The 23,857-nt window shown below is 65.7% G+C and carries 23 protein-coding genes and 1 riboswitch; of the genes, 12 read left to right on the plus strand and 11 right to left on the minus strand.

What is annotated here, in order from left to right; translation table 11 throughout:
• Window positions 1-223: 223 nt before the first annotated feature.
• The 3 genes from purH to O6W96_RS10800 all read left to right on the plus strand — a co-directional run bounded on the left by purH (window position 224) and on the right by O6W96_RS10800 (window position 3,775).
• Entirely contained in the window at window positions 224-1,786 is a 1,563-nt protein-coding gene (gene purH / locus O6W96_RS10790) for a bifunctional phosphoribosylaminoimidazolecarboxamide formyltransferase/IMP cyclohydrolase (protein WP_353469545.1), read from the plus strand.
• A gap of 274 nt (window positions 1,787-2,060) precedes the next feature.
• Entirely contained in the window at window positions 2,061-2,399 is a 339-nt protein-coding gene (locus tag O6W96_RS10795; RefSeq protein ID WP_056053652.1) for a P-II family nitrogen regulator, read from the plus strand.
• An 11-nt stretch (window positions 2,400-2,410) separates the two neighbouring features.
• Complete coding sequence (locus tag O6W96_RS10800) at window positions 2,411-3,775, plus strand: ammonium transporter (RefSeq protein WP_353469546.1); 1,365 nt, start codon at window positions 2,411-2,413, stop codon at window positions 3,773-3,775.
• Window positions 3,776-4,380: 605 nt separating this feature from the next.
• Here the strand turns inward: O6W96_RS10800 and O6W96_RS10805 are convergent.
• Genes O6W96_RS10805 through recQ form a run of 3 tightly spaced genes read right to left on the minus strand, consistent with a single transcriptional unit; the run spans window position 4,381 to window position 6,970 of the window.
• Window positions 4,381-4,779 carry a hypothetical protein gene (locus O6W96_RS10805; RefSeq protein WP_353469547.1) on the minus strand — a complete coding sequence of 133 codons (399 nt, stop codon included), beginning with the start codon at window positions 4,777-4,779 and terminating at the stop codon, window positions 4,381-4,383.
• Window positions 4,776-5,204, minus strand: coding sequence for a TIGR01244 family sulfur transferase (locus O6W96_RS10810; protein WP_353469548.1), 429 nt, complete (start codon window positions 5,202-5,204; stop codon window positions 4,776-4,778). Before O6W96_RS10810 ends, O6W96_RS10805 begins: the two co-directional genes overlap by 4 nt.
• Window positions 5,201-6,970, minus strand: coding sequence for a DNA helicase RecQ (gene recQ / locus O6W96_RS10815; protein ID WP_353469549.1), 1,770 nt, complete (start codon window positions 6,968-6,970; stop codon window positions 5,201-5,203). The genes O6W96_RS10810 and recQ overlap by 4 nt, the downstream gene beginning before the upstream one ends.
• An 88-nt stretch (window positions 6,971-7,058) precedes the next feature.
• On the opposite strand from recQ, the gene O6W96_RS10820 reads away from it, so the two are divergent.
• Window positions 7,059-7,967, plus strand: a complete 909-nt coding sequence (locus tag O6W96_RS10820) for a hypothetical protein (RefSeq protein WP_353469550.1) — start codon at window positions 7,059-7,061, stop codon at window positions 7,965-7,967.
• A gap of 525 nt (window positions 7,968-8,492) precedes the next feature.
• On the opposite strand, the gene O6W96_RS10825 is transcribed toward O6W96_RS10820, so the two are convergent.
• A complete protein-coding gene (locus O6W96_RS10825) occupies window positions 8,493-10,322 on the minus strand; it encodes an ABCB family ABC transporter ATP-binding protein/permease (RefSeq protein ID WP_353469551.1) in 1,830 nt (609 codons plus the stop codon).
• Window positions 10,323-10,443: 121 nt separating this feature from the next.
• Here O6W96_RS10825 and O6W96_RS10830 point away from each other — a divergent pair, with 121 nt between their 5' ends.
• Window positions 10,444-10,674: a hypothetical protein gene (locus tag O6W96_RS10830; protein WP_056053629.1), complete on the plus strand. Its 231-nt coding sequence runs from the start codon at window positions 10,444-10,446 to the stop codon at window positions 10,672-10,674.
• A gap of 72 nt (window positions 10,675-10,746) precedes the next feature.
• Here O6W96_RS10830 and O6W96_RS10835 read toward each other — a convergent pair whose 3' ends face one another.
• From O6W96_RS10835 to crtY, 5 genes are all read right to left on the minus strand, one after another.
• Window positions 10,747-11,694, minus strand: coding sequence for a phytoene/squalene synthase family protein (locus O6W96_RS10835; RefSeq protein WP_353469552.1), 948 nt, complete (start codon window positions 11,692-11,694; stop codon window positions 10,747-10,749).
• A gap of 184 nt (window positions 11,695-11,878) precedes the next feature.
• The gene (locus tag O6W96_RS10840) at window positions 11,879-12,460 is read right to left on the minus strand and encodes a TIGR00730 family Rossman fold protein (protein WP_353469553.1); all 582 of its coding nucleotides are present in this window, start codon (window positions 12,458-12,460) and stop codon (window positions 11,879-11,881) included.
• 103 nt (window positions 12,461-12,563) lie between these two features.
• Window positions 12,564-12,839, minus strand: coding sequence for a hypothetical protein (locus O6W96_RS10845; protein ID WP_353469554.1), 276 nt, complete (start codon window positions 12,837-12,839; stop codon window positions 12,564-12,566).
• Between the two features lie 348 nt (window positions 12,840-13,187).
• The gene (locus tag O6W96_RS10850; RefSeq protein WP_353469555.1) at window positions 13,188-14,666 is read right to left on the minus strand and encodes a phytoene desaturase; all 1,479 of its coding nucleotides are present in this window, start codon (window positions 14,664-14,666) and stop codon (window positions 13,188-13,190) included.
• A complete protein-coding gene (crtY, locus tag O6W96_RS10855; protein ID WP_353469556.1) occupies window positions 14,663-15,829 on the minus strand; it encodes a lycopene beta-cyclase CrtY in 1,167 nt (388 codons plus the stop codon). Before crtY ends, O6W96_RS10850 begins: the two co-directional genes overlap by 4 nt.
• Window positions 15,830-16,181: 352 nt before the next feature.
• Here crtY and O6W96_RS10860 point away from each other — a divergent pair, with 352 nt between their 5' ends.
• Entirely contained in the window at window positions 16,182-16,727 is a 546-nt protein-coding gene (locus tag O6W96_RS10860) for a GNAT family N-acetyltransferase (protein WP_353469557.1), read from the plus strand.
• Here the strand turns inward: O6W96_RS10860 and O6W96_RS10865 are convergent.
• Together O6W96_RS10865 and O6W96_RS10870 are read right to left on the minus strand one after the other, a co-directional pair.
• Entirely contained in the window at window positions 16,711-16,887 is a 177-nt protein-coding gene (locus tag O6W96_RS10865; protein ID WP_353469558.1) for a hypothetical protein, read from the minus strand. The genes O6W96_RS10860 and O6W96_RS10865 overlap by 17 nt on opposite strands.
• A 137-nt stretch (window positions 16,888-17,024) precedes the next feature.
• The gene (locus O6W96_RS10870; RefSeq protein ID WP_353469559.1) at window positions 17,025-17,615 is read right to left on the minus strand and encodes a hypothetical protein; all 591 of its coding nucleotides are present in this window, start codon (window positions 17,613-17,615) and stop codon (window positions 17,025-17,027) included.
• A 74-nt stretch (window positions 17,616-17,689) separates the two neighbouring features.
• Between O6W96_RS10870 and O6W96_RS10875 the strand changes: the two genes are divergently transcribed.
• The 6 genes from O6W96_RS10875 (at window position 17,690) to O6W96_RS10900 (ending at window position 23,318) form a co-directional block, all read left to right on the plus strand.
• Entirely contained in the window at window positions 17,690-18,508 is an 819-nt protein-coding gene (locus tag O6W96_RS10875; RefSeq protein ID WP_353469560.1) for a sterol desaturase family protein, read from the plus strand.
• Complete coding sequence (locus tag O6W96_RS10880; RefSeq protein ID WP_353469561.1) at window positions 18,411-18,863, plus strand: DUF2141 domain-containing protein; 453 nt, start codon at window positions 18,411-18,413, stop codon at window positions 18,861-18,863. Before O6W96_RS10875 ends, O6W96_RS10880 begins: the two co-directional genes overlap by 98 nt.
• Window positions 18,864-18,932: 69 nt before the next feature.
• Window positions 18,933-19,796 carry a MipA/OmpV family protein gene (locus O6W96_RS10885; RefSeq protein WP_353469562.1) on the plus strand — a complete coding sequence of 288 codons (864 nt, stop codon included), beginning with the start codon at window positions 18,933-18,935 and terminating at the stop codon, window positions 19,794-19,796.
• Window positions 19,797-20,281: 485 nt separating this feature from the next.
• Window positions 20,282-21,274, plus strand: a complete 993-nt coding sequence (locus O6W96_RS10890) for a ferritin-like domain-containing protein (protein WP_353469563.1) — start codon at window positions 20,282-20,284, stop codon at window positions 21,272-21,274.
• A 49-nt stretch (window positions 21,275-21,323) separates the two neighbouring features.
• Window positions 21,324-22,358 (plus strand): ferritin-like domain-containing protein, encoded by a 1,035-nt coding sequence (locus O6W96_RS10895; RefSeq protein WP_353469564.1) that lies wholly within the window; start codon window positions 21,324-21,326, stop codon window positions 22,356-22,358.
• Window positions 22,359-22,436: 78 nt separating this feature from the next.
• Complete coding sequence (locus O6W96_RS10900; protein ID WP_353469565.1) at window positions 22,437-23,318, plus strand: outer membrane protein; 882 nt, start codon at window positions 22,437-22,439, stop codon at window positions 23,316-23,318.
• Window positions 23,319-23,724: 406 nt separating this feature from the next.
• A riboswitch (TPP riboswitch) is annotated at window positions 23,725-23,834 on the plus strand.
• Window positions 23,835-23,857: the final 23 nt, after the last annotated feature.

Below are 23,857 nucleotides of genomic sequence, written 5' to 3' on the forward strand. Positions count from 1 at the left end.
GCAGGCGTGCAATTCGAAGACCCACGCCAGCCAACCCACTTCCGTCATCCTGACGAAAGTCAGGACCCAGGATACCAAACGACCACCTTCGTGGCTCTGGATCCTGACTTTTGTCAGGATGACGGGAAATGGTGGACGGGGAGTCACCCGCACGCCCCCCTGTTCCCGGGCGGCAACCAACGCTAAGGCACCGCCGCACGGCGACCCCCGACGAAAGACCCTCATGACCAGCATCCCGATCAAGCGCGCGCTCCTGTCCGTCTCCGACAAGACCGGGATCGTCGATCTTGGCAAGGCGCTGGCCGCAAACGGCGTGGAACTCGTCTCGACCGGCGGCACCGCCACCGCTCTCCGCGCAGCAGGCCTCGAAGTCCGCGACGTCAGCGAACTCACCGGCTTCCCCGAAATGATGGACGGCCGCGTCAAGACGCTCCACCCGATGGTCCATGGCGGCCTGCTCGCGGTCCGCGACGACGCTGGCCACGCCGCCTCGATGGCCGAGCACAAGATCGGCGCGATCGACCTCGTGATCGTCAACCTCTACCCGTTCGAGGCCACCGTCGCGAAGGGCGCCGACCGCGACCTCATCATCGAGAACATCGACATCGGCGGCCCCAGCATGGTGCGCTCGGCGGCCAAGAACCACGCCTATGTCGCGATCGTCACTGACCCTGCCGACTATGCGTTGGTCTCGGGCGGCACCACCACGCTCGACGACCGCAAGAAACTCGCCGCAAAGGCCTTCGCCACCACCGCCGCCTACGACTCGGCGATCGCAACCTGGTTCGGCACCGTCGACCAGGCGGAGCAGTTTCCCGCCACCCTGCCGATCACGCTCAAGCGCGGCGATAGCTTGCGCTACGGCGAGAACCCGCACCAGTCCGCCGCTTTCTACACCGCGACCGGTTCAGTCCAAGGCATCGGCCAGGCCCGCCAGCTTCAAGGCAAGGCGCTCAGCTACAACAACCTCAACGACGCCGACGCCGCGCTCGAACTGATCGCCGAGTTCCGCGATGCCGAGCCCTCCGTCGTGATCGTCAAGCACGCCAACCCCTGCGGCGTCGCGACCGGCGCCACGCTCGCCGACGCCTATGCCGCGGCGTTCGCCTGCGACACGGTGTCGGCATTCGGCGGCATCATCGCCGTCAACCGGACGCTCGACGCCGAGACCGCACGCCAGATAACCGGCATCTTCACCGAAGTCGTCGTCGCCCCCGATGCCGACGAGGAGGCGATCGCGCTGTTCGCCGCCAAGAAGAACCTTCGCCTTCTGCTGACCGGCGAGCTTCCCGATCCGGCGCGCGTTGGCCTCACCGCGAAGTCGATCGCCGGCGGCTGGCTCGTCCAGGGTCGCGACAACGGCACGCCCGGCGAGTTGAAGGTCGTCACCAAGCGCCACCCGACCGAGCAGGAGCTGATAGACTGCCGCTTCGCCTGGACCGTCGCCAAGCACACCAAGTCCAACGCGATCGTCTACGCCAAGGACGGCAGCACCGCGGGCATCGGCGCGGGGCAGATGAACCGCCTCGAATCCGCGCGCATCGCCGCGTGGAAGGCGAAGGACGCGGCGGACAAGGCCGGCTGGTCCACGCCGCGCACGATCGGCTCGGCGGTCGCCTCCGACGCGTTCTTCCCGTTCGCCGACGGCCTGCTCGCGGCAGTCGAGGCCGGTGCGACCGCGGTGATCCAGCCCGGCGGCTCGATCCGCGACGCCGACGTCATCGCGGCGGCGGACGAAGCCGGCCTCGCAATGGTTTTCACCGGCATGCGCCACTTCCGCCACTGAGTTCGACAGTCACCACTACCGTCATCCCCGCGAAGGCGGGGACCCATATTGGCGAACCTCCGCGATTATCTCCAAACCCAGCCAGTATGGGTTCCCGCCTCCGCGGGAATGACGATGGTGTAGCGGTTGCCTATTTAACAGGCACCCGCACCGCACTGCACAAGTTTTAACCCCAAAACCCCCGCTGCCCGCTCACCGTGCACACCTCACCCCTCCATGACCCAACTGGCACGCACATTGCGAGGCACCTCCCGTAACAAGGGGAAGGGGCGCGATGAAACTCGTCATTGCCATCATCAAGCCGTTCAAGCTCGACGAGGTGCGCGAAGCGCTCACCACGATCGGCGTGGCGGGCATGACGGTCACCGAGGTCAAGGGGTTCGGCCGTCAGAAGGGCCAGACCGAGATCTATCGCGGGGCCGAGTACAGCACCAACATGGTGCCGAAGATCAAGATCGAGGTGGTCTGCGCCGCCAGCCTGTCCGACCGCGTGGTCGAGGCGATCCAGGCGTCGGCGAACACCGGCGCGATCGGCGACGGCAAGATCTTCGTGCTCGACGTCGGCCAGGCGGTACGCATCCGTACCGGCGAGACCGACGATTCAGCGCTCTGAGGGGGGACGACATGAAGCATGATATGAAGACAGCCGCCTCGGCGGTTCTGGGGTTCGGAGCGGCGATGATCGCCGCCGCACCCGCCTGGGCTCAAGAGGTCGCAGCACCGGTCGTGGCCCCCGTGGTCGCGACCGTGAACAAGGGCGACACCGCCTGGATGATGACCTCGACGATCCTCGTCCTGATGATGATCCTGCCGGGCCTCGCGCTGTTCTACGGCGGCCTCACGCGGTCGAAGAACATGCTGTCGACCATGACTCAGATCGGTGCGGTCGCGGCGCTCGCGATGCTCGTCTGGGTGATGTGGGGCTATTCGCTGGCACTCGGCAGCGACAACGGCAGCGCGCTGCTCAGCAATTTCATCGGCGGCTTCGGCAAGCTGTTCCTGGCCGGCGTTACGCCCGCATCGCAGGCAGCGACCTTCACGGCCGGCGTCGAGATCCCCGAATATGTCTTCATCTGTTTCCAGATGACCTTTGCCGCGATCACCATCGCGCTGGTCCTGGGCTCGGTCGTCGAGCGCATGAAGTTCTCGGCGGTGATGGTGTTCGGCCTCGTCTGGCTGACGATCGTCTACCTGCCCGTCGCGCACATGGTGTGGGCATCGACCGGCTATTTCTTCAAGGCTGGCGCGCTCGATTTCGCCGGCGGCACCGTGGTCCACATCAACGCCGGCGTCTCGGCGCTGGTCGCAGCCCTGATCCTCGGCAAGCGCATCGGCTATCCGAAAGAGCCGATGGCACCGCACTCGCTGGTCATGACCGGCATCGGTACCGGGCTGCTCTGGGTCGGCTGGTTCGGCTTCAACGCCGGCTCCGCGCTCGAGGCGAACGGGTCTGCAGCCCTCGCGATGCTCAACACCTTCGTTGCCACCGCGTCGGCTGGCCTGTTCTGGATGCTTGCCGAGAAGCTCTCGGGTCACAAAGGTTCCGCACTCGGCTTCTGCTCAGGCATCGTCGCCGGCCTCGTCGCCGTCACGCCGGCTGCGGGCAACTCTGGCCCGTTCGGCGCCATCGTCCTCGGTGCGATCGCCTCGCTCGTCTGCTTCATGGCGGTGTCGAAGCTCAAGCCGATGCTCGGCTATGACGACTCGCTCGACGCGTTCGGGATCCACGGCATCGGCGGCATGATCGGCGCGATCGGCACCGCGGTGGTCTACGCGCCATCGCTCGGCGGGCCGGGTGCTGCGGACTATGCGATGGGCGCCAAGCTCTTCGTGCAGCTCCAGGCGGTGATCGTGACGATCATCTGGGCCACGATCGGCACCACGATCGCGATCTACGTCGCCAAGGCCGTCACCGGCCTGCGGGTCTCGCCGGAAGTCGAGCACGAGGGTCTCGACATCGGCGAACACGGCGAGCGCGCCTACAACTGATCGGTAGCGGGCCAGTCGAGCCCGCACCCACGACGTTCCTCCTGCGGACAACCTTAGCCCGGTGTGGAAATACACCGGGCCTTTTTTATGTCTACCGAAGCGAGCGCAGGTCGAGATAGGGGCGGGGGGTATTTCCGCCCCGTTGTTCTCCCGCGAAGGCGGGAGCCCAGTCTGGATCCCCGCCTTCGCGGAGAAACAGGGAACGCGTGTCCCAAAGAACCGTCCTTACCCCACCCGTTCCGTCACCCCGGACTGGTTCCGGGGTCCACGGTGCCGCACCATCAAGCTTCATTGGGTATGCGGAAGGATGGATGCCGGAACGAGCCCGGCATGACGAAGTTTGAAGCGGGTCGGACTCAGCCGAATTTCAACCCCAAACCGTTACCCTAACCCCCCACTCGTTCGTGCTGAGTAGCGCCCGAGTAGCTCCGCCAGGAGCGTATCGAGGGCGCGTATCGAAGCACAGGTCCCGTGCACCAACCCATCCTTCGATACGCCGCTTCGACAAGCTCAGCAGCTACTCGGGACGAACGGGGGCGCGCGGGGTGATGGAGAGGCCGGGTAGTGGGACGCTAAAGCCGCGACGGCGACCGAAACACCCGCGCCTAAACCCGCACGCTTTTCGGCGCCAATCGCCGGATATCCAGCACATCGACCTGCGCCAGCATCACCGCGCCCAGCGCCTTGTCCCCGGTCTCCACCAGGATCCCCTCCTGCGTAGCCCGCACAGTCCGCCAGGACACCTCGCGCACAGCCAGCCGCTTGCCGATCCGCTTCACCGCAGCAACGCGCCCATCATCCGCAATCGCCAGCGCACCTTGGCCGTCCGCCCCCACGACAGCACCCGCCACCGCAAACCCGGCCAGCTGCGCATGCGCCGCGTCCGCCGCCTCTTCCGGAGTCTCGATCTTCACGACCCGCCGCATCCGCACGACCAACCAGCCCAGGCCGGCGAGCAGCAGCACAACGACGGCCACGATGCCGCCGACGATCGCAGGCGTCATCGCGGCCCTGCGAGCGCGTCCAGCATCGGTCGGATTCCGCGCAGGTCGTACCCGGCGTCCTCGGCCTGCGCGAGCAGCAGGTTCGGATTCCGACCCGCCTTCGCCGCCGCCAGCGCCCACAAATTACAGCTCCGCGTCCCCGACCGGCAATACGCCAGCACAGGCCCGTCCGAGTCCGTCAGCGCCTGCGTCATCGCGTCGATCTGCGGATGCGAGAAGCCCGCATGCGTCACCGGAATCGAGACGTATTTCAGCCCGGCCGCCTCAGCCGCCGCACGGATCACGTCGCCCGAAGGCTGTCCCGCATCCTCGTCGTCGGGCCGGTTGTTGACGATCGTCTTGAACCCCGCCGCGGCGATCTCCGCGACCTGCTCGACCGCAATCTGCGGCGCGACCGAAATACTTTCGTTGATTTGCCGTATCATGCGGACTCGCGGATCACCTGGAGGAAGGCATCCCCATAGGCGTCGAGTTTCCGCGCGCCAATGCCTGATAACAGGCTAAGCTCGGCACGCGACGCCGGCCGCTGCCGCGCAATGTCACGCAACACCGAGTCGTGGAAGATCACATACGGCGGAACGCCCGCTTCCTTCGCCAGATCGCGCCGCCGCACGCGCAATGCCTCGAACAGCGGATCGTCGACCGGGTTCGGGGTCGGCCCAACCGCACCCTTCCGCCGCCGCTCGCGCTTCGGCGGCACGACGATAGACACCGCCGCCTCGCCCTTCAGGATAGCCTTGGCGGCTGGCCCGAACTCCAGCCCCCCATGCGGATTGGTCCTGAGCGCATCCTTCAGCATCAGCGCCCGCGACACGGGCTTCAGCAACGCCACCTCGTCGCCATCGACGATCCCGTACACCGACAGCGCCTCGTGTCCGTTCATCAAACTGCGCTCCGACGAAACGCCGGTCAGAATACCCTCGATATACCCCACGCCAAACATCTGCCCGGTCCGGAACACCGCCGACAGGAATTTCCGCGCGGTCTCGGTCGCGTCGACAGCATCGACGTTGCCGAGACAATTGTCGCAATTCCCGCAATCCTCGAGCCGCTCCTCGCCGAAATGCTTGAGCAGAATCCGCCGCCGACACCCGGCCGTCTCGACCAGTCCGCCCATCGCGGTCAGCCGCTGCCGCTCGCCCGCCTGCCGCTCGGGCTCGACCTCGCCGATCCGCTGCCGAGCGCGCGCGAAATCCTCCGCCCCCCAGAACAGGTGCGCGATCGCCGGATCGCCATCACGCCCCGCGCGCCCGGTTTCCTGATAATAGGCCTCGATCGACTTCGGCAGCCCGGCATGCGCCACGAACCGCACGTCGGGCTTGTCGATCCCCATCCCGAACGCGACCGTGGCGCAGATCACCATGTCCTCGCTCGCGACGAAATCCGCCTGGTTCTTCGCGCGCACCTGCGGATCGAGCCCGGCATGATACGCCCGCGTCGGCCGCCCGCTCCGCCCGAGCGCCTCCGCCAGCTTCTCGGTAGCCGCCCGCGTCTGCGCGTACACAATGCCCGGCCCCGGGATCTTCTCCAGGATATCCGCGATCTGCCGGTTGACGTTGTCGCGCCCCGAAATCGCATAGCGGATGTTCGGCCGGTCGAACCCCGACACGATCAGGCCCTCTTGCGAGATTCCCAGCTGCTCGAGAATATCCGCCCGCGTATGCGCGTCCGCGGTCGCGGTCAGCGCCAGCCGCGGCACATCCGGAAAACTGTCGAGCAGAGGCCGCAGCAAACGGTAGTCCGGCCGGAAATCATGCCCCCACTCACTGACGCAATGCGCCTCGTCGATCGCGAAGAGCGACAGCTTGGCTTGCGACAGGAGATTGCGAAAGCTCTCGTTCGAAGCCCGTTCCGGCGCCACGTAAAGCAGGTCCAGATCGCCCGCTCGAAATCGCGCAATCGTCTCTTCACGATTGGTATCGACCGACGTCAACGTCGCCGCCTTGATCCCAACGGCAGTGGCGGCGCGCAACTGGTCATGCATCAACGCGATCAGCGGCGAGACGACCACGCACGTCCCCTCCAGCATCGTCGCCGGCAACTGGTAACACAACGACTTGCCCGCACCCGTCGGCATGACCGCTAGCGTCCGCTGCCCCGCGAGCACCCGATCGACGACATCGCGCTGCACGCCGCGGAAATCAGGAAAGCCGAAGATGCGCTGGAGATCGGGAAGGGGGTCGAGTGCCATTGCCCCGGACCTAGGGTTCGTTCACCGTCGCCGCAATGCATGATCGCGCACACGACCGTTCGCAGCGAGACCACCCGGGGGAAAGCGCATGACGACGGCACGTACGGCACTAGCAGGCATCCTAGCACTCTCTGCCTTAACCGGTGCAGCAACGCCCGCCCGAGAACGCATCGTCGACGGCAATGGCATCGTCGACGCAACCATTGCTGGCGTCCCCGGTCGCATCCGCATCGAACCCTCGGGCACCGCGATGCCGCTGATTACCACCGCATACGCCGAGCGCGCCAAACTCAAGTCCGGCATGCTATCGTTCAGCTACGCGGTCGGCGCCGAGCGCGTCCACGGCAGGACCGGTGTCGCACCGATCGACCTCGGCACCGGCCCTTTCAAGCATCGTATCGGCTGGACGGAACGCGCGTACACGCCCACCACCGACGGTGTCGTTGGGCCAGGCGGCGTGCCTGAGGACGTCGTTCGCTTCGTCCTGCACACACCGATCCTCGGCGAGCGCACCGTGACGATGTCGATGACCGACCAGGGCGGTCTCGCAAGCGGCTGGGGCGAACTGTACGCGCAGATCGATCTCGGCGGCCAGCCTTTGCGCATCCGTTTCGACCCGCACCACGCGCGCACGCTCGCCACGGCCAGCGCCGCCGTCCGCATCGCTGCCGCACGGGGCGGCACGCTCCAGGGCACAGCCCAAAAGGTCGAGATCGCCTTCGGCATCGAACGCCCGGTCCGCACCATGACGCTCGCCAAACCTCTTACGGTCGGCCCACTCCAGTTCGCCACGCTCGGCGTCCGCACCGCCGATCAGGGCTCAACGGCGGGCATCGCCGACGCATCCGATCCGATCGACCCGGACGAGATCGTCGTCACCGCCAAAAGCAAGAAGCCCGGCCGCGACCGCCTGACGATCGGCGCCGACCTGCTCGCACGCTGCTCTTCTATCGTCTTCGACAAGCCCGCGAAGCAGATCCGCCTCACCTGCGGCTAAACTCGGTCGGTATCGGGCCAGCTGCGATCCGAAACGCGTGATCTTCCGCGATGCCAAGTCGTATTGCGCGATTTTCCGCGACAACAGCAACCGCAAGACCGTCGCGCGGTTGCGCAAACTGGACCGCTTGATCCCGGCCTAGCGGGAGCCGCCTGGTCCCCACTATCCTTCTGCTCCCCCTCATTGGCGAGGGAACAGAGGCGTTAGCCTTTAGGGCTCCACCCCGGCGAAGGCCGGGGCCCAATTGGAAAGGTGGCAATGACGACGCACTGCCATCCGTTAGCAACGTCCTCCAATTGGGCCCCGGCCTTTGCCGGGGTGGCACACAAGTGTCTCAAAAGGCCGTCGCCAATCTTGTTTCCCCGCGAAGGCGGGGACCCAGACTGGACTCCCGCCTTCGCGGGAGAACAGGCAGGGGTAAGGTACCGGTGAAACGCGGCCGCCCCGATATTTACGGGCCAAAGACCGCAAGCATCTGACGCGACGAAGGGCGTGGCGAGCATTCCTCACCGACTACCCAACGCCCTACTCCGCCGCCAACGCCCCATCATCATCACCAGCCCGCTCCTGCGCCTGCCGGTTCCACATCTCCGCATACACGCCGCCCTGTCGCAACAGGTCCGCATGCGTACCCTTCTCGACGATTCGCCCCGCTTCCAGCACGACGATCTGGTCCGCATGCACAACCGTGGAAAGCCGGTGCGCGATCACGATCGTGGTCCGCCCGCGCTCGATCGCCTCCAGCGTATCGAGGATCTCCGCCTCGGTCCGGCTATCCAGCGCCGACGTCGCCTCGTCCAGGATCAGGATCGGCGGGTTCTTCAGCAGAGTCCGCGCGATCGCCACGCGCTGTTTCTCGCCCCCCGACAGCTTCAACCCGCGCTCGCCCACGCGCGTCTCATACCCGAGAGGCTGGCGCTCGATGAACCCGGCGATCGCCGCACCCTTGGCAGCCATCTCGACCTCGGGCATCTCGGCCCCCTCACGGCCGTACGCGATATTGTAGCCGATCGTATCATTGAACAGCACCGTATCTTGCGGCACGATCCCGATCGCGGCGCGCAACGACGCCTGCCGAACCTGCGCGATATCCTGCCCATCGACGGTAATCCGCCCACCCGTCAGGTCATAAAACCGGTACAGCAACCGCGCGAGCGTCGACTTCCCCGCCCCCGACGGCCCAACGACGGCCAGCGTCGACCCCGCCGGCACATCCAGCTCGAGATCGCGCAGGATCGGCCGCTCCGCATCATACCCGAACGACACCCCCTCGAACCGCACATGCCCCGCGCTCACCGCCAGCGCAGGCGCACCCGGCGCATCCACCACGGTCGCAGGCGTATCGATCAGGTCGAACATCGCCGCCATGTCGAGCGCGCCCTGCCGGATCGTGCGATACACCATCCCCAGCAGATCCAGCGGCCGGAACAGCTGCGCCAGCAGCGTCGACACGAACACCACGTCGCCCGCCGACGCCTCGCCGCGGCTCCACCGCCACACGACGAAGCCCATGCCGCCCGCCAGCATCACGTTGGTGATCAGCGCCTGGCCGAGGTTCAGCCACGCGAGCGAATTCTCGCTCTTCACCGCAGCCTCGGAATAGGCGGTGATCGCGCTGTCGTAGCGCTTCGCCTCGCGCTCCTCCGCGCCGAAATACTTCACCGTCTCGAAGTTCAGCAGCGAATCCACCGCATGCGCCACCGCGCCGGTATCGAGGTCGTTCATCCGCGCGCGCAAGGCATTGCGCCAGTCGGTCACCATCCGCGTGAAGAGGATATAGCCGACCACCATCACCACAGTCGCGACGACCAGCGGCCAGCCGAACTTGGTCCAGAACAGCCCGAGCACCAGCACCAGTTCGAACACCGTCGGCGCGATGTTGAACAGGAGGAAGTACAGCATCGTGTCGATGCTCTTGGTGCCCCGCTCGACCACCTTGGTGACCGCGCCTGTCCGCCGCGACAGGTGGAAATCGAGGCTCAGCGCATGCAGATGGCGAAACACCTGCGCCGCCAGCCGCCGCGACGCGTCCTGCCCGACGCGCTCGAACACCGCGTTGCGCAGATTGTCGAACAACGTCGTCCCGAACCGCGACGCGGCATACCCGACCACCAGCAGCACGACGAGCGTCAGCGCGCCGCGATCGTTCCCCGCCATCCGGTCGACCGCGTATTTGAGCGTAAACGCCGCGCCAAAGACCTGGATCAGCTTCGACGCGATCACGAGCAGCATCGCGACGACGATCCGCGCCTTCAGCTTGGGCTGCCCGGCCGGCCACAGGAACGGCAGGAAGCGGCGGAGCGTCGGCAGCAAGGGCTGGTCCGCGCGGGTGGAGGTGTACGTATCAGGGGGCATGGATCGATGCGATGTAGGCGCAGTCAAGCCCCGGCGAAAGCAGTTGGGGGAACAATCCTGCCACTTCGTCGCTTTTGTTATCGTGTCCAACGTCGGACACCGCGAGCCACTGGAGAATGAAATGGAACCGCTGTTCTACGTCATGGCCATCATGGGCTGCGGTGACGGCAATGTGAACTGCACCGAGGCACGCGTGATCCCGGCGCGCTACGAGACGATGGCCCAGTGCCGTGCTGCGCTCCCCGACCAGTTGGCGCAGAACACCGACGTTCCCTATCCGATGATCGGCGCGAACTGCCGCGCGCAAGGTCAGCTCATGGCAAAGACCGGCAAGGCCAAGTCGCAGGGCTAGTTTGTTTCCCCGCGAAGGCGGGGACCCAGACTGGGCTCCCGCCTTCGCGGGAGAACAAACTACCGTCGATGATTACCTAGGCCGCGTCCACAGCCGAGCATCGCGCACCGTCCGCGGATACAGCGTATCCCGTCGAGCCGCCTCCCGCGCCGCCGTCACGATAAACCCCAGCTTCTGCATCCCCGACGTCGTCACCCGGTGATCCCAGGCATGCTCCCCCCGAGCCGCCACAGTCCGCCCGATCGCGCCGTAAATCCCCGCCGCCGACAACACTGCCCAGGCCGAGCGGAACGACAGCGCGGGCGTCCCCTCCCGCGCACTCGCCTCGAACGCCGCAGCCCGATCCGCCATCCGCTTCGTCAACACCGCGAGGCGCGAGCGAAACGGCGGCTTCATGTGCTGACCCGGCGGAAAGTCCATCTCGACCAGCCACTCCTCGGGCAGATAGCACCGCCCGACCCGGTCATCCTCCTCGACATCGCGCGCGATATTGGCGAGCTGGAACGCCATCCCCAGGTCGCACGCGCGGTCGAGCGTGTCCTCGTCGTCGGGATCGACCCCCATCGCGATCGCCATCATACACCCGACGACGCCCGCGACATGGTAGCAATATTTGTACAGGTCGTTCTCCGACCGCGGCCGCCACTCGCGCGCATCGAGCGCAAACCCCTCGACCAGATCGCGCGCGAACCGCTTGGGCAACCGCGTTTCGGCCGCGAATATCCGCAACGCATCGAAGGCCGGCTCCCCGACGACTTCGCCAGTCAGCGCCTGCTCGGTCATCGCCGACAACGCCACGAGTCGGGCAGGCGCGTCCTCCACTACGGTCATCCCGTGCCCATGATCCTGCCCATCGGCGATATCGTCGCACCGCCGGCACCAGGCATAAAGAAGCCAAGCCCGCTCCCGCGTCGGCTTGTCGAACAACAGGCTGGCGGCCGCAAAACTCTTCGACCCACGCGAGATCGACTCATGCGCGGTAGCCACGATCGCGTCGCGCGAGGGGAGGGGGTGGTTCACTTTTGTTCCCCGTACGCCACCACTGTTAGAGCCGCCACCCCGGCGAAGGCCGGGGCCCAGTTGGGGGACAAAACTTGGCTGGCGCTGCGCGTTGTTACTGCAACTTTCCCAACTGGGCCCCGGCCTCCGCCGGGGTGGCGACGAGCGTTGGGGTGACGGCTAGTATTGAGGTGAGCCCGCAACCTCACAAATCCGACGCGTTCATCCGCACGATCGGCTGTGTCGGCACATGGCTCGCCATTCGGTCGAGCAGCACATCCAGCGTATCCGCCACGATCAACAGATCCCGGTGCTGCGGCCGCAGGAACCCGACCTCGCCCATCTTCTCCCAGAACGCGATCAGATGGTCGTAATACCCAGCGGTATTCAGCAACCCGACCGGATCCGCATGATAGCCAAGCTGCGCCCAGCTCAGCGCCTCCCACAGCTCGTCCATAGTCCCCGTGCCACCCGGAATCGTCACGAACCCATCGGAGAGATCGGTGAACATCTGCTTGCGCTGATGCATGCCGCTAACGACGTGCAGTTCGGTAAGCCCCCGATGCGCAACCTCCGCATCGACCAGCGCCTGCGGAATGACGCCGATAACCTCGCCACCACCCTCAAGCGCGCCATCCGCAATCGCGCCCATGAGCCCGGTCCGCCCGCCGCCATAAACAAGGCCAATCCCCCGCTCGGCAAAAGCCAGCCCCAGCGCCCGAGCGCCCTCGATATAGGTGGGATCAGCCGGCGTCGCCGACCCGCAATACACAGCAAGTCTCTTCATCCCGCACCGCTACGAGATGCGAGCACGGGCCACAAGCATGCGAACATCGTCGAACCGGAATCCGGATCGGCACCAGGCGCAACCGATCCGGACAATCATCCGATCAGCAAGCGCTCCGACACGCATCGCCGGCCACTTTTGCGATCGAAATGCAGATGCCCTGACCGAACGGGAGCCTGCCGCACAGCGAGATCGCCGCGGCCTGGGCGACGTCGCACCCCGTCTGGCAAATGCCGCCGACCTGTGCCGTCGCCGATACGCCGCCGCTTGCGGGTTCGATCGTCTGGCCAGCGAAATTCTCGCTGATGATGCTGGCGATCAGGCTCTGCTGATCGGCAGTCAGTGCGCCCCATTCCTTCTGGTTCACGGTGATGGTCATATCGGCATCCTTCCACGTTCGAACGAGCGGTCGGAGGAAGCGATACGAATGTTCGCCGGCACCGCCGCACGCGAGGAAGGCTAGCGGAAGGTCCGCGCGCGGCTATCGACGATCCACCCATTTCGGTGGCCCGTCTCCAGCGCGCGCAGCACACACGGGCAAAGCGCCACACAACCGCACCGTTTCGGACACGGTAGGGAGATTGGGTTCACGCGGAGACGCGGAGGTGTTGCGGTCCTGACAGCGCTCGCGCTGTCTTCATACGCGTGCCGCAGCCCGTTGGAGACACGGTAGCTACGCGACAAGCGCAACACCTCCGCGTCCTCTGCGCCTCTGCGCGAAAATCCCTTACTTCTCACCCTCAAGCATCAACCGAGCCGTAGCCTTGGCACTCCCGACAACCCCCGGAATGCCCGCACCCGGATGCGTCCCAGCCCCCACGAAGTACAAATTCGGAATATGCTCGTCGCGATTATGCACCCGGAAATACGCGCTCTGCGTCAGCACCGGCTCCAGCGAGAACGCGCTCCCCAGATGCGCATTCAGATCCTGCGCGAAATCCTTCGGCGCGTACGAGAACTTCGTCACGATCCGCTCATGGATATCCGGGATCAACCGCCGCCCGATCTCGTCGAGGATGCGCTTCTCCAGGATCGGCGCGATCTCGTCCCAGTCGACCGGGAATTTCCCCAGATGCGGCACAGGCGCCAGCGCATAGAACGTCGAATGCCCCTCCGGCGCCAGCGAAGGATCGGTCACGGTCGGATGATGCAGGTACAGCGAAAAGTCCTCGCTCAGCACGCCGTGGTCGTAAATGTCCTCGAGCAGCCCCTTATAGCGCGGTCCGAACAGGATCATGTGGTGCGGGATGCCCGGCCACGTGCCTTTGATCCCGAAATGCACGACGAACAACGACGGCGAATATTTCTTCCGCTCGAGCGACCCCGTCTTGCGCTTGGCACTCCGCGACGTCGCCAGCAGGTCGCGATAGGTGTGCATGATGTCGCTGTTCGCCGCGATCGCATCCGCCTGACCCGACCAGCCGCTAGCGCAGGTCACGCCAGTCGCGCGATCGCCCAGAGTCTCGATCGACGTCACCGGATCGTCGAGCCGCAACACACCGCCCAGCCGCTCGAACTGCGTCACCAGCGCCGCCACCAGCCGGTTGGTCCCGCCGCGCGCGAACCACACCCCGCCGTCACGCTCCAGCTTGTGGATCAGCGCATAGATCGCGCTCGTCGTCATCGGGTTGCCGCCGACCAGCAGCGTATGGAAGCTCAACGCCTCGCGCAGTTTCTCCGACTTCACGAAGCTCGACACGATCGAATAGACCGACCGCCACGCCTGGTATTTCGCCAGCGCCGGCGCCGCCTTGATCATCGACCCGAAGTCGAGGAACGCGACATGGCCGAGCTTCTCGTATCCCTCGTGGAACACACCCGCCGAATATTGCAGGAACTTCTCGTACCCCGCCCAGTCGCCGGGATGCAGCTTCTCGATCTCGGCGCGCATCTGCACGTCGTCGTTGGTGTAATCGAAGTTCGTCCCGTCGGGCCAGTTCAGCCGGTAGAACGGCAGCACCGGATCGAGCGTCACGTCCTCGCTCATGTCGCGCCCGGTCAGCGCCCACAGCTCGCGCAGGCAATCCGGATCGGTGATGACCGTCGGCCCTGCGTCGAACGTGAACCCGTCACGCTCCCAGAAATACCCACGCCCACCCGGCTTGTCGCGACTTTCGACGATCGTCGTCTGCACGCCCGCGGATTGCAGCCGGATCGCGAGCGCCAGCCCGCCGAAACCTGCGCCGATGACTATTGCGGTCTTCATGATGACATACTGCCTGCGATGGCGCGGACGGCGCGCACGATGGGGACGGGGGGCTTGCCGGTCAGAACGCGGGCCTTGTCGGAAAGCGTCGAGCGTCCGGCGTAGAAACGGCCGATGAGCGAGGGGGAGAGGCGGTAGAAGCGTTCGAGGATGCGGTAGCGTTCCTCCGGCTCGGCGGCGCGGAACAACATCGTGTCGAGCATCCGGTAGAAGCCGCGCGACTTCCACGTCGCCCGCGCCATCGCATGCGTCGCATCGTGCAGTTTCGCGCCCGAGAAGTCGCTAAGCCCTGCGAGCATAGAAGCGATCCGCACAGCATCCGGCAGCGAATACCCCGTGGTCGGATGAAACATCCCCGCGCGCATGCCGGCCTTCGCCACCCGAGCACCGCCCGACCGCCAATACGCCTCGAAATCACCACCCATCGCCACCGGCAGCACGCCGGACTCTTCGCGCACCACACTCTCGACCGACCAGCCGCGCCCGGCAACATAGTCGTCGATCCGAGCGCCCAGCACCGGAATATCGAGATCGGGCGTGTCGCTGTAATAGGTATCCTCGACGAACATCCGATCCGCGGCGAACGGCAGGCAATAGACGAAGCGATACCCGTCGATCTGCGGAATGGTGGCGTCCATCACCATCGGCCGCGGACTTTCGTGCGGCACATTCAATGCCAGTTCGCGCCCGAGAAACTTCTGCCACGCCAGATCGAGCAGCGACAGATCGCCCGCCCCCCGCGCGTCGATCACGCCGGTCGCCTCGATCCGGTCGCCATCCGCCAGCACCACCGCGGTCGCACTCGCGCCCGACACCTTCCGCCCCAGCATCAGCGCATGCGGCGGCAGTACGCGGCGAACCTCGCGGTCGAGCCGCGTGCTCTCGATCGAATAATAGGTCGCATCGATCGTCCGCTCATGCGCCGGAAAGCGCACGTCGTACCCACGCCACGCATGCACCACGAGCGGTGCGACGATCCAGCGATCGCCTTGCGCCACGTCGCTGCCGAAGAACGACCAGAGATGATTGCCGCCGACCACCGGCGCCGCGTCGATCAGCCGCACGTCGAGCGCGGGGTGCTTTGCTTTCAACGCCAGCGCGATCATCCCGCCGGCCAAACCCGCGCCAACGATCGCGACGTCGCAGGAGATCGTCGATGCCATGCCTCCGACTAGCGCAAAGCGAGAGCCTCGAAAACAACCTTTGCGAAGCAATCGCCTGCGAAGACAACCTGCGTTGTTGAAGGGGGGGGGCGCTTCCAATCCTCCCCCGCCAGGGGGAGGTGGCAGGCACTTGCCTGACGGAGGGGGAGGAAAGGAAAGCCGATGTGCCGTGTCCTCCCCCTCCGTCACCTTCGGCGACACCTCCCCCTTGCGGGGGAGGATCGAACGGCTGAGCAAACGGCTTCAGCGCTGAGCGAAGGAGGAAAGCCCAACCTTACCCCCTCCCTTCCAGGTGGAGGAGCGTGCGTGGCAACGGATACCGCTCGATCCAGATCGGCCTTAGACAATGCGGATGCCCCAGCCCGCATCTGCCCCCACGCTCACCACCGCCCGCCTGACCCTGACCGGCCACGCCGCCACCGACCTCGAAGACTGCGCCGGGATGTGGTCGGACCCGCGTGTCTACACGATGATCGGCGGCCAGCCGCGCTCGCGCGAGGACGTCTGGATCCGCCTGCTCCGCTCGATCGGCCAATGGACGCTGTTCGGCTACGGCAGCTGGATCGCGCGCGACACCGTGACCGGCCACCTGATCGGCGAATTCGGCCTGATCGAGGCGCGCAGAGCGATCGAACCCCTGATCGACGCGGCGCCCGAAGTCGGCTGGACCCTGACCGGCGACGCGCAAGGCCAGGGCTACGCCACCGAGGCACTCGGCGCGATCCTCGCCTGGACCGACCCGCGCATCTACGCGACGACCTGCATCATAGACCCGGCCAACGCGCCCTCGATCCGTCTCGCGGAACGGCTAGGCTACCGACTTCGCACGCAAGGCGTCTATCGAGACGCGCCGATCCTGATCTTCGACCGGGCCGCGCCTGTTATCTCTGCGCGGTGACCACCGGCTTCTGCACCGACGCGATCGGCATCGGATCGCCGGCCCGATCGTAGAACGCCATCAACACCAGTCCCAGGGCCAGGATGCTCCCGGCGATCACGTAGATCAGCCCCTTGTGGTCCTTGCCGGTATCCGCGCGCGCGGCGCCATGGTTTGGCATGCATCACTCTCCCAATAGGCAGGTCGACCTGCTCTGGACGGGGAGGCTATCATGTTTCCGCGCACTGCATAGAGCCTATCGCCGCCCCGAAAGATTCTGCGGGATGACGCAGGCACGAGTCCTCGGCACGCGTCACATCAGCCTTTCCAGTCCGCAATCGCATCGTCGTAGCGCTGCTTTTCGGCGTCGACCGCGTCCTGCGCCTTCGCCATCGCCGTGTCCCGCGATCGTTCGAGCGCGCGTCTCTCTCGGACCAGGGCGGCCTCGCGATCGGCAAGGTCCTTCAGCGTGCGACGGAACCCGGACTCGCACGTGTCGCGTGCCTCCTCGGCCGCATTCAGCGCACGCCGGCTGGGCTTCGGCTTCGGCTTCGGCTTCGGCTTCGGGGGAGCGGGCGCCGCAACTTTCGCCCGCGTACGACGCGGTTCGGGATCGTCCTCTTCGCGCGCATCGGACGCGCGTTTCGTCGCAGCCGGCACCGCACGCGCGGGCAGCGCCGCGATCTGTTCGGCGGTCGTCCCGCGCGATCGCTTGATCACCGTACCCGGCGACGCCAGCGGCTCGGCGGCGAGATCCGGATCGGTCACCAGTTCGGCGATCCCGCGCGCGAACAGGTCGTGATCGCTGCCCCACGCCGCCAGCGCGGCCTTCTGGCTCGGCGCCGCGACATAGGCGTCGTGGAACCCTGCCGCCGTCCGATACACCTTCAGCTTGCTCGCCCGCGCCATGCAGCATGGCTAGCGTGCGCATTTCGGCTGCGCCACCCATTACGTCCCGGCGCAAAACCGCCTATAAGCCGCTCATGTGGCTCGCCATCCTTCTCTCCGCGATCGCGATGACGGTGATCGTCGGGGTCCGCTATCTCATCGTCTCCGGTGCCTTCGCCGCCGCCACGCGCGCGCGCCATCCCGGGCTCTATCTCGGGCTCGATGCACAGATGCGGCGCGAGATCTGGTGGAGCATTGCTTCCGCCGCGATCTACGGTGTCCCCGCCGGGGTCGTCGCCTGGGGCTGGCAGAATCGTGGCTGGACGAAGGTCTACACCGACGTCCACGCTTACCCGCTCTGGTATCTGCCGGTGTCGGTCTTCGCCTTCCTGGTCGCGCACGACACGTGGTTCTACTGGACGCACCGCTGGATGCACCGGCCGAAGCCGTTCAAGCTGGCGCATGCGCTGCACCATGCCAGCCGCCCGCCGACCGCGTGGGCGGCGATGGCCTTTCACCCGATCGAAGCGATCAGCGGCGCTGTGGTAATTCCGCTACTGGTGTTCCTGATTCCGATCCATGTCGGCGCGCTGGGTCTGGTGCTGACGATCATGACCGTTATGGGAGTCACCAATCACATGGGGTGGGAGGTTTTCCCGCGGTTCATGTGGCGGGGCGCATTGGGCGGCTGGCTGATCACGGCGAGCCATCATCAGCGCCATCACGAACAATACGGGTGCAACTATGGCCTATATTTCCGCTTTTGGGATCGGCTCTGCGGCACCGACAAGGGACTCGGCGATTTCACCAAGGCGCATGCCAAGGCGGCCGCTCGGGGCGCGGCTGCCGCTGGTCGCGGCGGGAACGCTGGCATGGCTGACCCTGGCGGCGGCGGCTCCCGTCACGCGGCTTGACGTCGAGGTCGACAACATGCGCTCGGCAAAGGGGATGATCCGGATCTGCCTCACCGCCGATCCCGACAATTTCCCCGCCTGCGTCAACGATGCCAACGCGCTGACCCGCTCGATCCCGGCGAGCATCCACACGACGAGCTTCCCCGGTCTGCCACAGCGCGGCTATGCGCTCGCGATCATCCACGACGAGAACAACAACGCGAAGCTCGACACGTTCGCCGGCATCCCGCGCGAAGGCTATGGGTTCTCGCGCGATGCCGCGGTCCGCTTCGGTCCGCCGCGCTTTTCGGCAGCCCGTTTCATGGTCGCCGGTGATGCCGAAATACAACAGGTAAAAATGCGTTACATCTTCTGACCGTTCGCAGCGGACCGAAAACGGTTTGACCGCGTTGCGACGGGGAACCTTTCTGTCCGGAGCATTTCCTTGCGCGCACTCACTCTCTTCACGTCTGCCGCAATCGCGGTGCTCACGATCGCCACGCCAGCGCTCGCCCAGACGGACCCGAACCCATCGCCACCGATCACCGATCCTCGCGACAACAACCGCGTCACGGTTGCGCTCGGTGTCGTGTCGATGCCTGATTACGAGGGTGCGGACAGCAACTCCTTCACCCCCGCCGGCGCCTTTGTCGGCACCGTGCGCGGGCACGACTTCTTCCTCCGCGGCACGCAGCTGTATTTCAACCTGATTCCCAACACGGGCGAGGTCGGCACCAATTTCGAACTGGGCGTGATCGGCGGTGTCCGTCGCGATCGTACCGGCGATATCGACAACCGCCAGGTCCGCGCGCTCGGCAAGATCGATACCGCCTATGAGCTGGGCGGTTACGTCGGCGTCGCCCGCACCGGCGTCATCACCAGCGACTACGACACGCTCACCGCGCGCGTCGCCTATGTTCACGACGTGTCGGGCACCTACGACAGCTACGTCATCACGCCGCAGGTGAACTACACTACGCCGCTGTCGGTCCGCACGCTCGTCTCGCTCGGTGTTTCGGCCGACTATGCCGGCAAGGGTTTCGGCCGCACCTATGCTGCCGTGACGCCGATCGGCTCGCTCGCCAGCGGCCTGCGCACCTATGACGTCAACGACAGCGGCTTCCGTCGTGCGAACGCTTCGCTGTTCGTCGTCCAGAGCCTCTCGGGCGATCTTCGTCACGGGTTCGGCGTCGGCGCGGGCGTGCTCTACGGTCGGATGCTCGGCAAGTACAAGAACACGCCGATCGTCTCCGATGTCGGCGATGCGGACCAGTGGCTCTATGCCCTCGGCCTGACCTACACCTTCTAAGCACTGACCCCAATGATCCTCCCCCGCCAGGGGGAGGTGGCGCGAAGCGACGGAGGGGGAGGACACGGAACAGGCGTTCTCCCTTCCTCCCCTTCCGGCTGGCAAGCGCCAGCCACCTCCCTCTGGCGGGGGAGGATAGGTGGGTATCGAGCCCGTCAACGACCAACCCCGTACAGTCTCCCGCGGCCGCCGCGTACCCGCGCACGGCGACGCCCGCTCACGCGCAGTCCTTCGGCAAAACGCCCCCGGCGAACCGCCGCAGCCACATGCTGCAGCGCACCTAAAATTTATTTCATCAGACCCCCTTGAACCGTGCGTCCAAAATCCTGCGGCGCACGTTCCTCGCAGTGGACGGCATTTTTCTGCCCGCAATAGAGCGCGTTACAGGCTAGACCTTTTCACGAAGGTCTGGTTTATTTCGGTCCGGACTGTTCGATTGTTTGAAAAACTACGACGTCTGCAACTGCCAAGGGGAGGACCCTGATATGACCGAGAGCGTGCACCTGATCGAAGCCCTCGATGCGCGAGTGGAACGCCGCAGCGAGCGACGTGAATTCTTCAAGACCGCGCTGGGCGCCGCTGCGATGACCGCAGCCGGTGCGACCGCGCTGTCCTTCTCCACGTCGGCGTCGGCACAGACCATCACCGATGCGGACGTTCTGAACTTCGCGCTCAACCTCGAATATCTCGAGGCGCAGTTCTATTCCTACGCCGCAACCGGCAACGGTCTCCCCAACTCGATGCTCACCGGCACCGGCACACAGGGCGCCGTCCTTGGCGGTCGCCAAGTCGCGTTCACCGACCCGATCGTTGCGCAATACGCCAAGGAAATCGCGGCCGACGAGATTGCCCACGTCAACTTCCTGCGCACCGCCCTCGGCACGTCGGCCGTATCGCAGCCCGCGATCGACGTTAGCGTCACCGCCACCAGCGCCTTCTCGAACGCAGCACGCGCTGCCGGCCTGATCGGCGCCGGTGCCTCGTTCGACGTTTATGCGAACGACGAGAACTTCCTGCTCGGCGCCTTCATCTTCGAAGACGTCGGTGTCACCGCCTACAAGGGTGCTGCCCCGCTGCTGACGAGCAAGGCGTATCTGGAGGCCGCCGCCGGCCTGCTCGCGGTCGAGGCGTATCACGCCGCGATCGTCCGCACGACGCTGTACGGCAAGGGCATCGCGACGCCGTCGCTACGCACGTCGGCCGACGCAATCTCGAACGCACGCGACAGCCTCGATGGATCGACCGATCTCGATCAGGGTATCTCGCCGGTTACGCAGACGCCGATCAATCTGTCGACAACGCAGGCTGCGGTCACCGCATCGAACATCGTCCCGCTGGACGCCAACGGTGTCGCCTTCAGCCGTTCGACGAGCCAGGTGCTCAACATCGTGTACCTCAACAAGGGCGCAGCATCGGCAGGCGGGTTCTTCCCGGCCGGCATGAACGGCAACGTCAAGACGAGCACCGCAGCAGTCTGATCGCATCAGCCTACCGCGCGCCTTCTTCGATATTCAGGGGATTAACCCAATGACCGATCTCAATACCAAGCTTGAAATATTCGACGCGATCGCCAGCCGTCGCAACGAACGCCGCAACTTCCTCCGCTTCGCCGGTGGCAGCGCCCTCGCCGTCGGTGGTGCATCGCTGCTCGCCGCCTGCGGCAGCGACGATCAGGACCTCGCGCCTGCACCGACGCCTACGCCTACGCCGACTCCGGCCGCGGCGCTCAACGATGCCGACGTCCTGAACTTCGCCCTCAACCTCGAATATCTCGAAGCGCAGTTCTACGCGTTCGCAGCGTTCGGCGTCGGCCTGAACGCCAGCCTGCTGACCGGTACCGGTACGCAAGGGTCCGTCACCGGTGGCGCACAGGTTCCCTTCACCGACACCGTCGTCCGTGAATACGCCCGCGAAATCGCGATCGACGAAGTCGCGCACGTCGCGTTCCTTCGTACTGCGCTCGGCACTGCTGCCGTCGCACAGCCCGCGATCGACATCTCGGCCGGCACGGCAGCCGCACCGGGTGCGTTCACCGCCGCGGCACGCGCTGCCGGCGTCGTCGGCGCAACCGGGATCTTCAACCCGTACGCGGACGACAACAGCTTCCTGCTCGGCGCGTACATCTTCGAGGACGTCGGCGTTTCGGCCTATAAGGGCGCCGCACCGCTGATCGCCAACAAGACGTATCTCGAGGCCGCCGCCGGCATCCTCGCGGCCGAAGCCTATCATGCGGGCCTGATCCGCACGATCCTCTACCGTAAGGGCCTGACCGTGCCGACGCTGCGTACTGCCGCCGGCCAGATCAGCGACGCGCGCGACAGCTTGGACGGCACGGTTACCAACGCCGCGACCGGCGTCATCGGCGACGACGATCAGGGCATCACCGGCACCGACGCCACCATGTCGAACATCGTGCCCACCGATGCCAACGGGCTCGCCTACAGCCGCTCGACCGGCCAGGTGCTCAACATCGTCTATCTCAACAAGGCCGCCGTCGCGATGGGCGGGTTCTTCCCGGCCGGCGTCAACGGCAACATCAAGACCAGCGCCGCCAATCCGTGATCGCCATCACCGATTGAAACAGAAATCTCGGGTCGCGGCGAACATCGGGAGCGCCGCGGCCCAAGTTTGGGGAATGACATGAAGCACCTTACGAAACTCACCATGCTCGCCGGTCTCGCGACCGCGGGCATTTTCGCCGTTCCGGCCCAGTCGCAGACGCTGTCGCAGGAAACGACGGCAGACCGTCCGTTCTCCGGCATCTATGTCGGTGCGGCCGGCGGCTACGACGTCCAGCCAAACGACGTCGGTTCGTCGATCCGGTTCGACCGCAACGGCGACGGCAACTTCAACGAGAACGTCAACACCATCACCGGCGCCAATGCCTTCTCGCCCGGCTTCTGCAACGGCTCGGCTCGCACCGGCGCGGCGGCCTATGGTTGCCGCAACGACGATGACGGCTGGGCCTATTATGGTCGCGTCGGCGCCGATGCACAGCGCGGCAACATCGTCGTCGGCGTCGTCGGCGAATTCGGCAAGACCGAGATCACCGACAGCACGTCCGGCTTCTCGACCACGCCTGCCAGCTACACGATGGCACGCAAGGTTGACTGGGAGGCCTCGATCCGCGGTCGCGCCGGCTATGCGATCAACACCACGCTGTTCTACGGCACGTTCGGTGCAGGCTATGCCAAGATCGACAATCTGTTCTTCACCACCAACACCGCGAACGCATTCGCGGCCAGCGGCTCGAAGAACCAGTGGGGCATTCTCGGCGGCGGCGGCATCGAGCAGAAGCTGACCAAGAACATCTCGATCGGCATGGAATACATGTACCATCAGTATCAGGACAACGACGCCCGCGTCCGCGTCACCGCTGGTACGGCACTCGCCGGCAGCCCGGTCCTGCTCGCCAACAACCCGTTCCTGATCGCACCCAACACCAGCGGCACCACCTTCCGCCGCAGCGACGAGTATCTCCGCTGGCACTCGCTGCGCGGCACGGTGAACTTCAGGTTCTGAGGCGCAGGGCGGCCTGCACCAATCTGGTGCAGGACTCGCCCAAGCCCGGCCAGCGCAGCACAGCACGCCACAAGGCGTAGCTTTGCTACGACTGACGGCGCGCGGAATAAAAGAAAAGGCCGCTGCCCCAACCCGGGCAGCGGCCTTTCCTTTAGGTGCTCGATCCTCCCCCGCCAGGGGGAGGTGGCACCAAAGGTGACGGAGGGGGAGGGCCTCGCAACAGAGGTTTCCCTCACCTCCCCCTCCGTCTGGTAAGAGCCAGCCACCCCCCTGGCGAGGGAGGATCGAAGAGGCCCCCCCCGTTCGCCCCGAGCGAAGTCGAAGGGCAAACCCCAAGAACAAACGCCTCGACTGTCCGAGGCGCCGCCAATTTCCCCATTGCACGCCACCCCAACCCCCCTATGCTCACCCCACCCCGGGGGAGCGCTTATCCGCGCTTGAGAGGAAGGCAGGAGCCTTCGACCCGCTGAACCTGATCCGGTTGATACCGGCGGAGGGAGGGAGCGGTCGCCACAGAACCGCAAGCCTTGCTCCGACAC

Origin of the sequence: Sphingomonas faeni (assembly GCF_040407495.1) — a bacterium.
Taxonomy (GTDB): Bacteria; Pseudomonadota; Alphaproteobacteria; order Sphingomonadales; family Sphingomonadaceae; genus Sphingomonas; species Sphingomonas faeni_D.

Excerpts from the sequence above, each read along its gene's own strand:
- O6W96_RS10875 (WP_353469560.1), top strand. The coding sequence starts at position 17,690 with ATGTGGCTCGCCATCCTTCTCTCCGCGATCGCGATGACGGTGATCGTC.
- O6W96_RS10880 (WP_353469561.1), top strand. The coding sequence starts at position 18,411 with ATGCCAAGGCGGCCGCTCGGGGCGCGGCTGCCGCTGGTCGCGGCGGGA.
- O6W96_RS10845 (WP_353469554.1), bottom strand. The coding sequence starts at position 12,839 with ATGACCATCACCGTGAACCAGAAGGAATGGGGCGCACTGACTGCCGAT.
- O6W96_RS10800 (WP_353469546.1), top strand. The coding sequence starts at position 2,411 with ATGAAGCATGATATGAAGACAGCCGCCTCGGCGGTTCTGGGGTTCGGA.
- O6W96_RS10820 (WP_353469550.1), top strand. The coding sequence starts at position 7,059 with ATGACGACGGCACGTACGGCACTAGCAGGCATCCTAGCACTCTCTGCC.
- O6W96_RS10900 (WP_353469565.1), top strand. The coding sequence starts at position 22,437 with ATGAAGCACCTTACGAAACTCACCATGCTCGCCGGTCTCGCGACCGCG.
- crtY (WP_353469556.1), bottom strand. The coding sequence starts at position 15,829 with ATGGCATCGACGATCTCCTGCGACGTCGCGATCGTTGGCGCGGGTTTG.
- O6W96_RS10890 (WP_353469563.1), top strand. The coding sequence starts at position 20,282 with ATGACCGAGAGCGTGCACCTGATCGAAGCCCTCGATGCGCGAGTGGAA.
- recQ (WP_353469549.1), bottom strand. The coding sequence starts at position 6,970 with ATGGCACTCGACCCCCTTCCCGATCTCCAGCGCATCTTCGGCTTTCCT.
- O6W96_RS10895 (WP_353469564.1), top strand. The coding sequence starts at position 21,324 with ATGACCGATCTCAATACCAAGCTTGAAATATTCGACGCGATCGCCAGC.
- O6W96_RS10840 (WP_353469553.1), bottom strand. The coding sequence starts at position 12,460 with ATGAAGAGACTTGCTGTGTATTGCGGGTCGGCGACGCCGGCTGATCCC.
- O6W96_RS10805 (WP_353469547.1), bottom strand. The coding sequence starts at position 4,779 with ATGACGCCTGCGATCGTCGGCGGCATCGTGGCCGTCGTTGTGCTGCTG.
- O6W96_RS10810 (WP_353469548.1), bottom strand. The coding sequence starts at position 5,204 with ATGATACGGCAAATCAACGAAAGTATTTCGGTCGCGCCGCAGATTGCG.
- O6W96_RS10830 (WP_056053629.1), top strand. The coding sequence starts at position 10,444 with ATGGAACCGCTGTTCTACGTCATGGCCATCATGGGCTGCGGTGACGGC.
- purH (WP_353469545.1), top strand. The coding sequence starts at position 224 with ATGACCAGCATCCCGATCAAGCGCGCGCTCCTGTCCGTCTCCGACAAG.
- O6W96_RS10825 (WP_353469551.1), bottom strand. The coding sequence starts at position 10,322 with ATGCCCCCTGATACGTACACCTCCACCCGCGCGGACCAGCCCTTGCTG.
- O6W96_RS10870 (WP_353469559.1), bottom strand. The coding sequence starts at position 17,615 with ATGGCGCGGGCGAGCAAGCTGAAGGTGTATCGGACGGCGGCAGGGTTC.
- O6W96_RS10860 (WP_353469557.1), top strand. The coding sequence starts at position 16,182 with ATGCCCCAGCCCGCATCTGCCCCCACGCTCACCACCGCCCGCCTGACC.
- O6W96_RS10795 (WP_056053652.1), top strand. The coding sequence starts at position 2,061 with ATGAAACTCGTCATTGCCATCATCAAGCCGTTCAAGCTCGACGAGGTG.
- O6W96_RS10865 (WP_353469558.1), bottom strand. The coding sequence starts at position 16,887 with ATGCCAAACCATGGCGCCGCGCGCGCGGATACCGGCAAGGACCACAAG.
- O6W96_RS10850 (WP_353469555.1), bottom strand. The coding sequence starts at position 14,666 with ATGAAGACCGCAATAGTCATCGGCGCAGGTTTCGGCGGGCTGGCGCTC.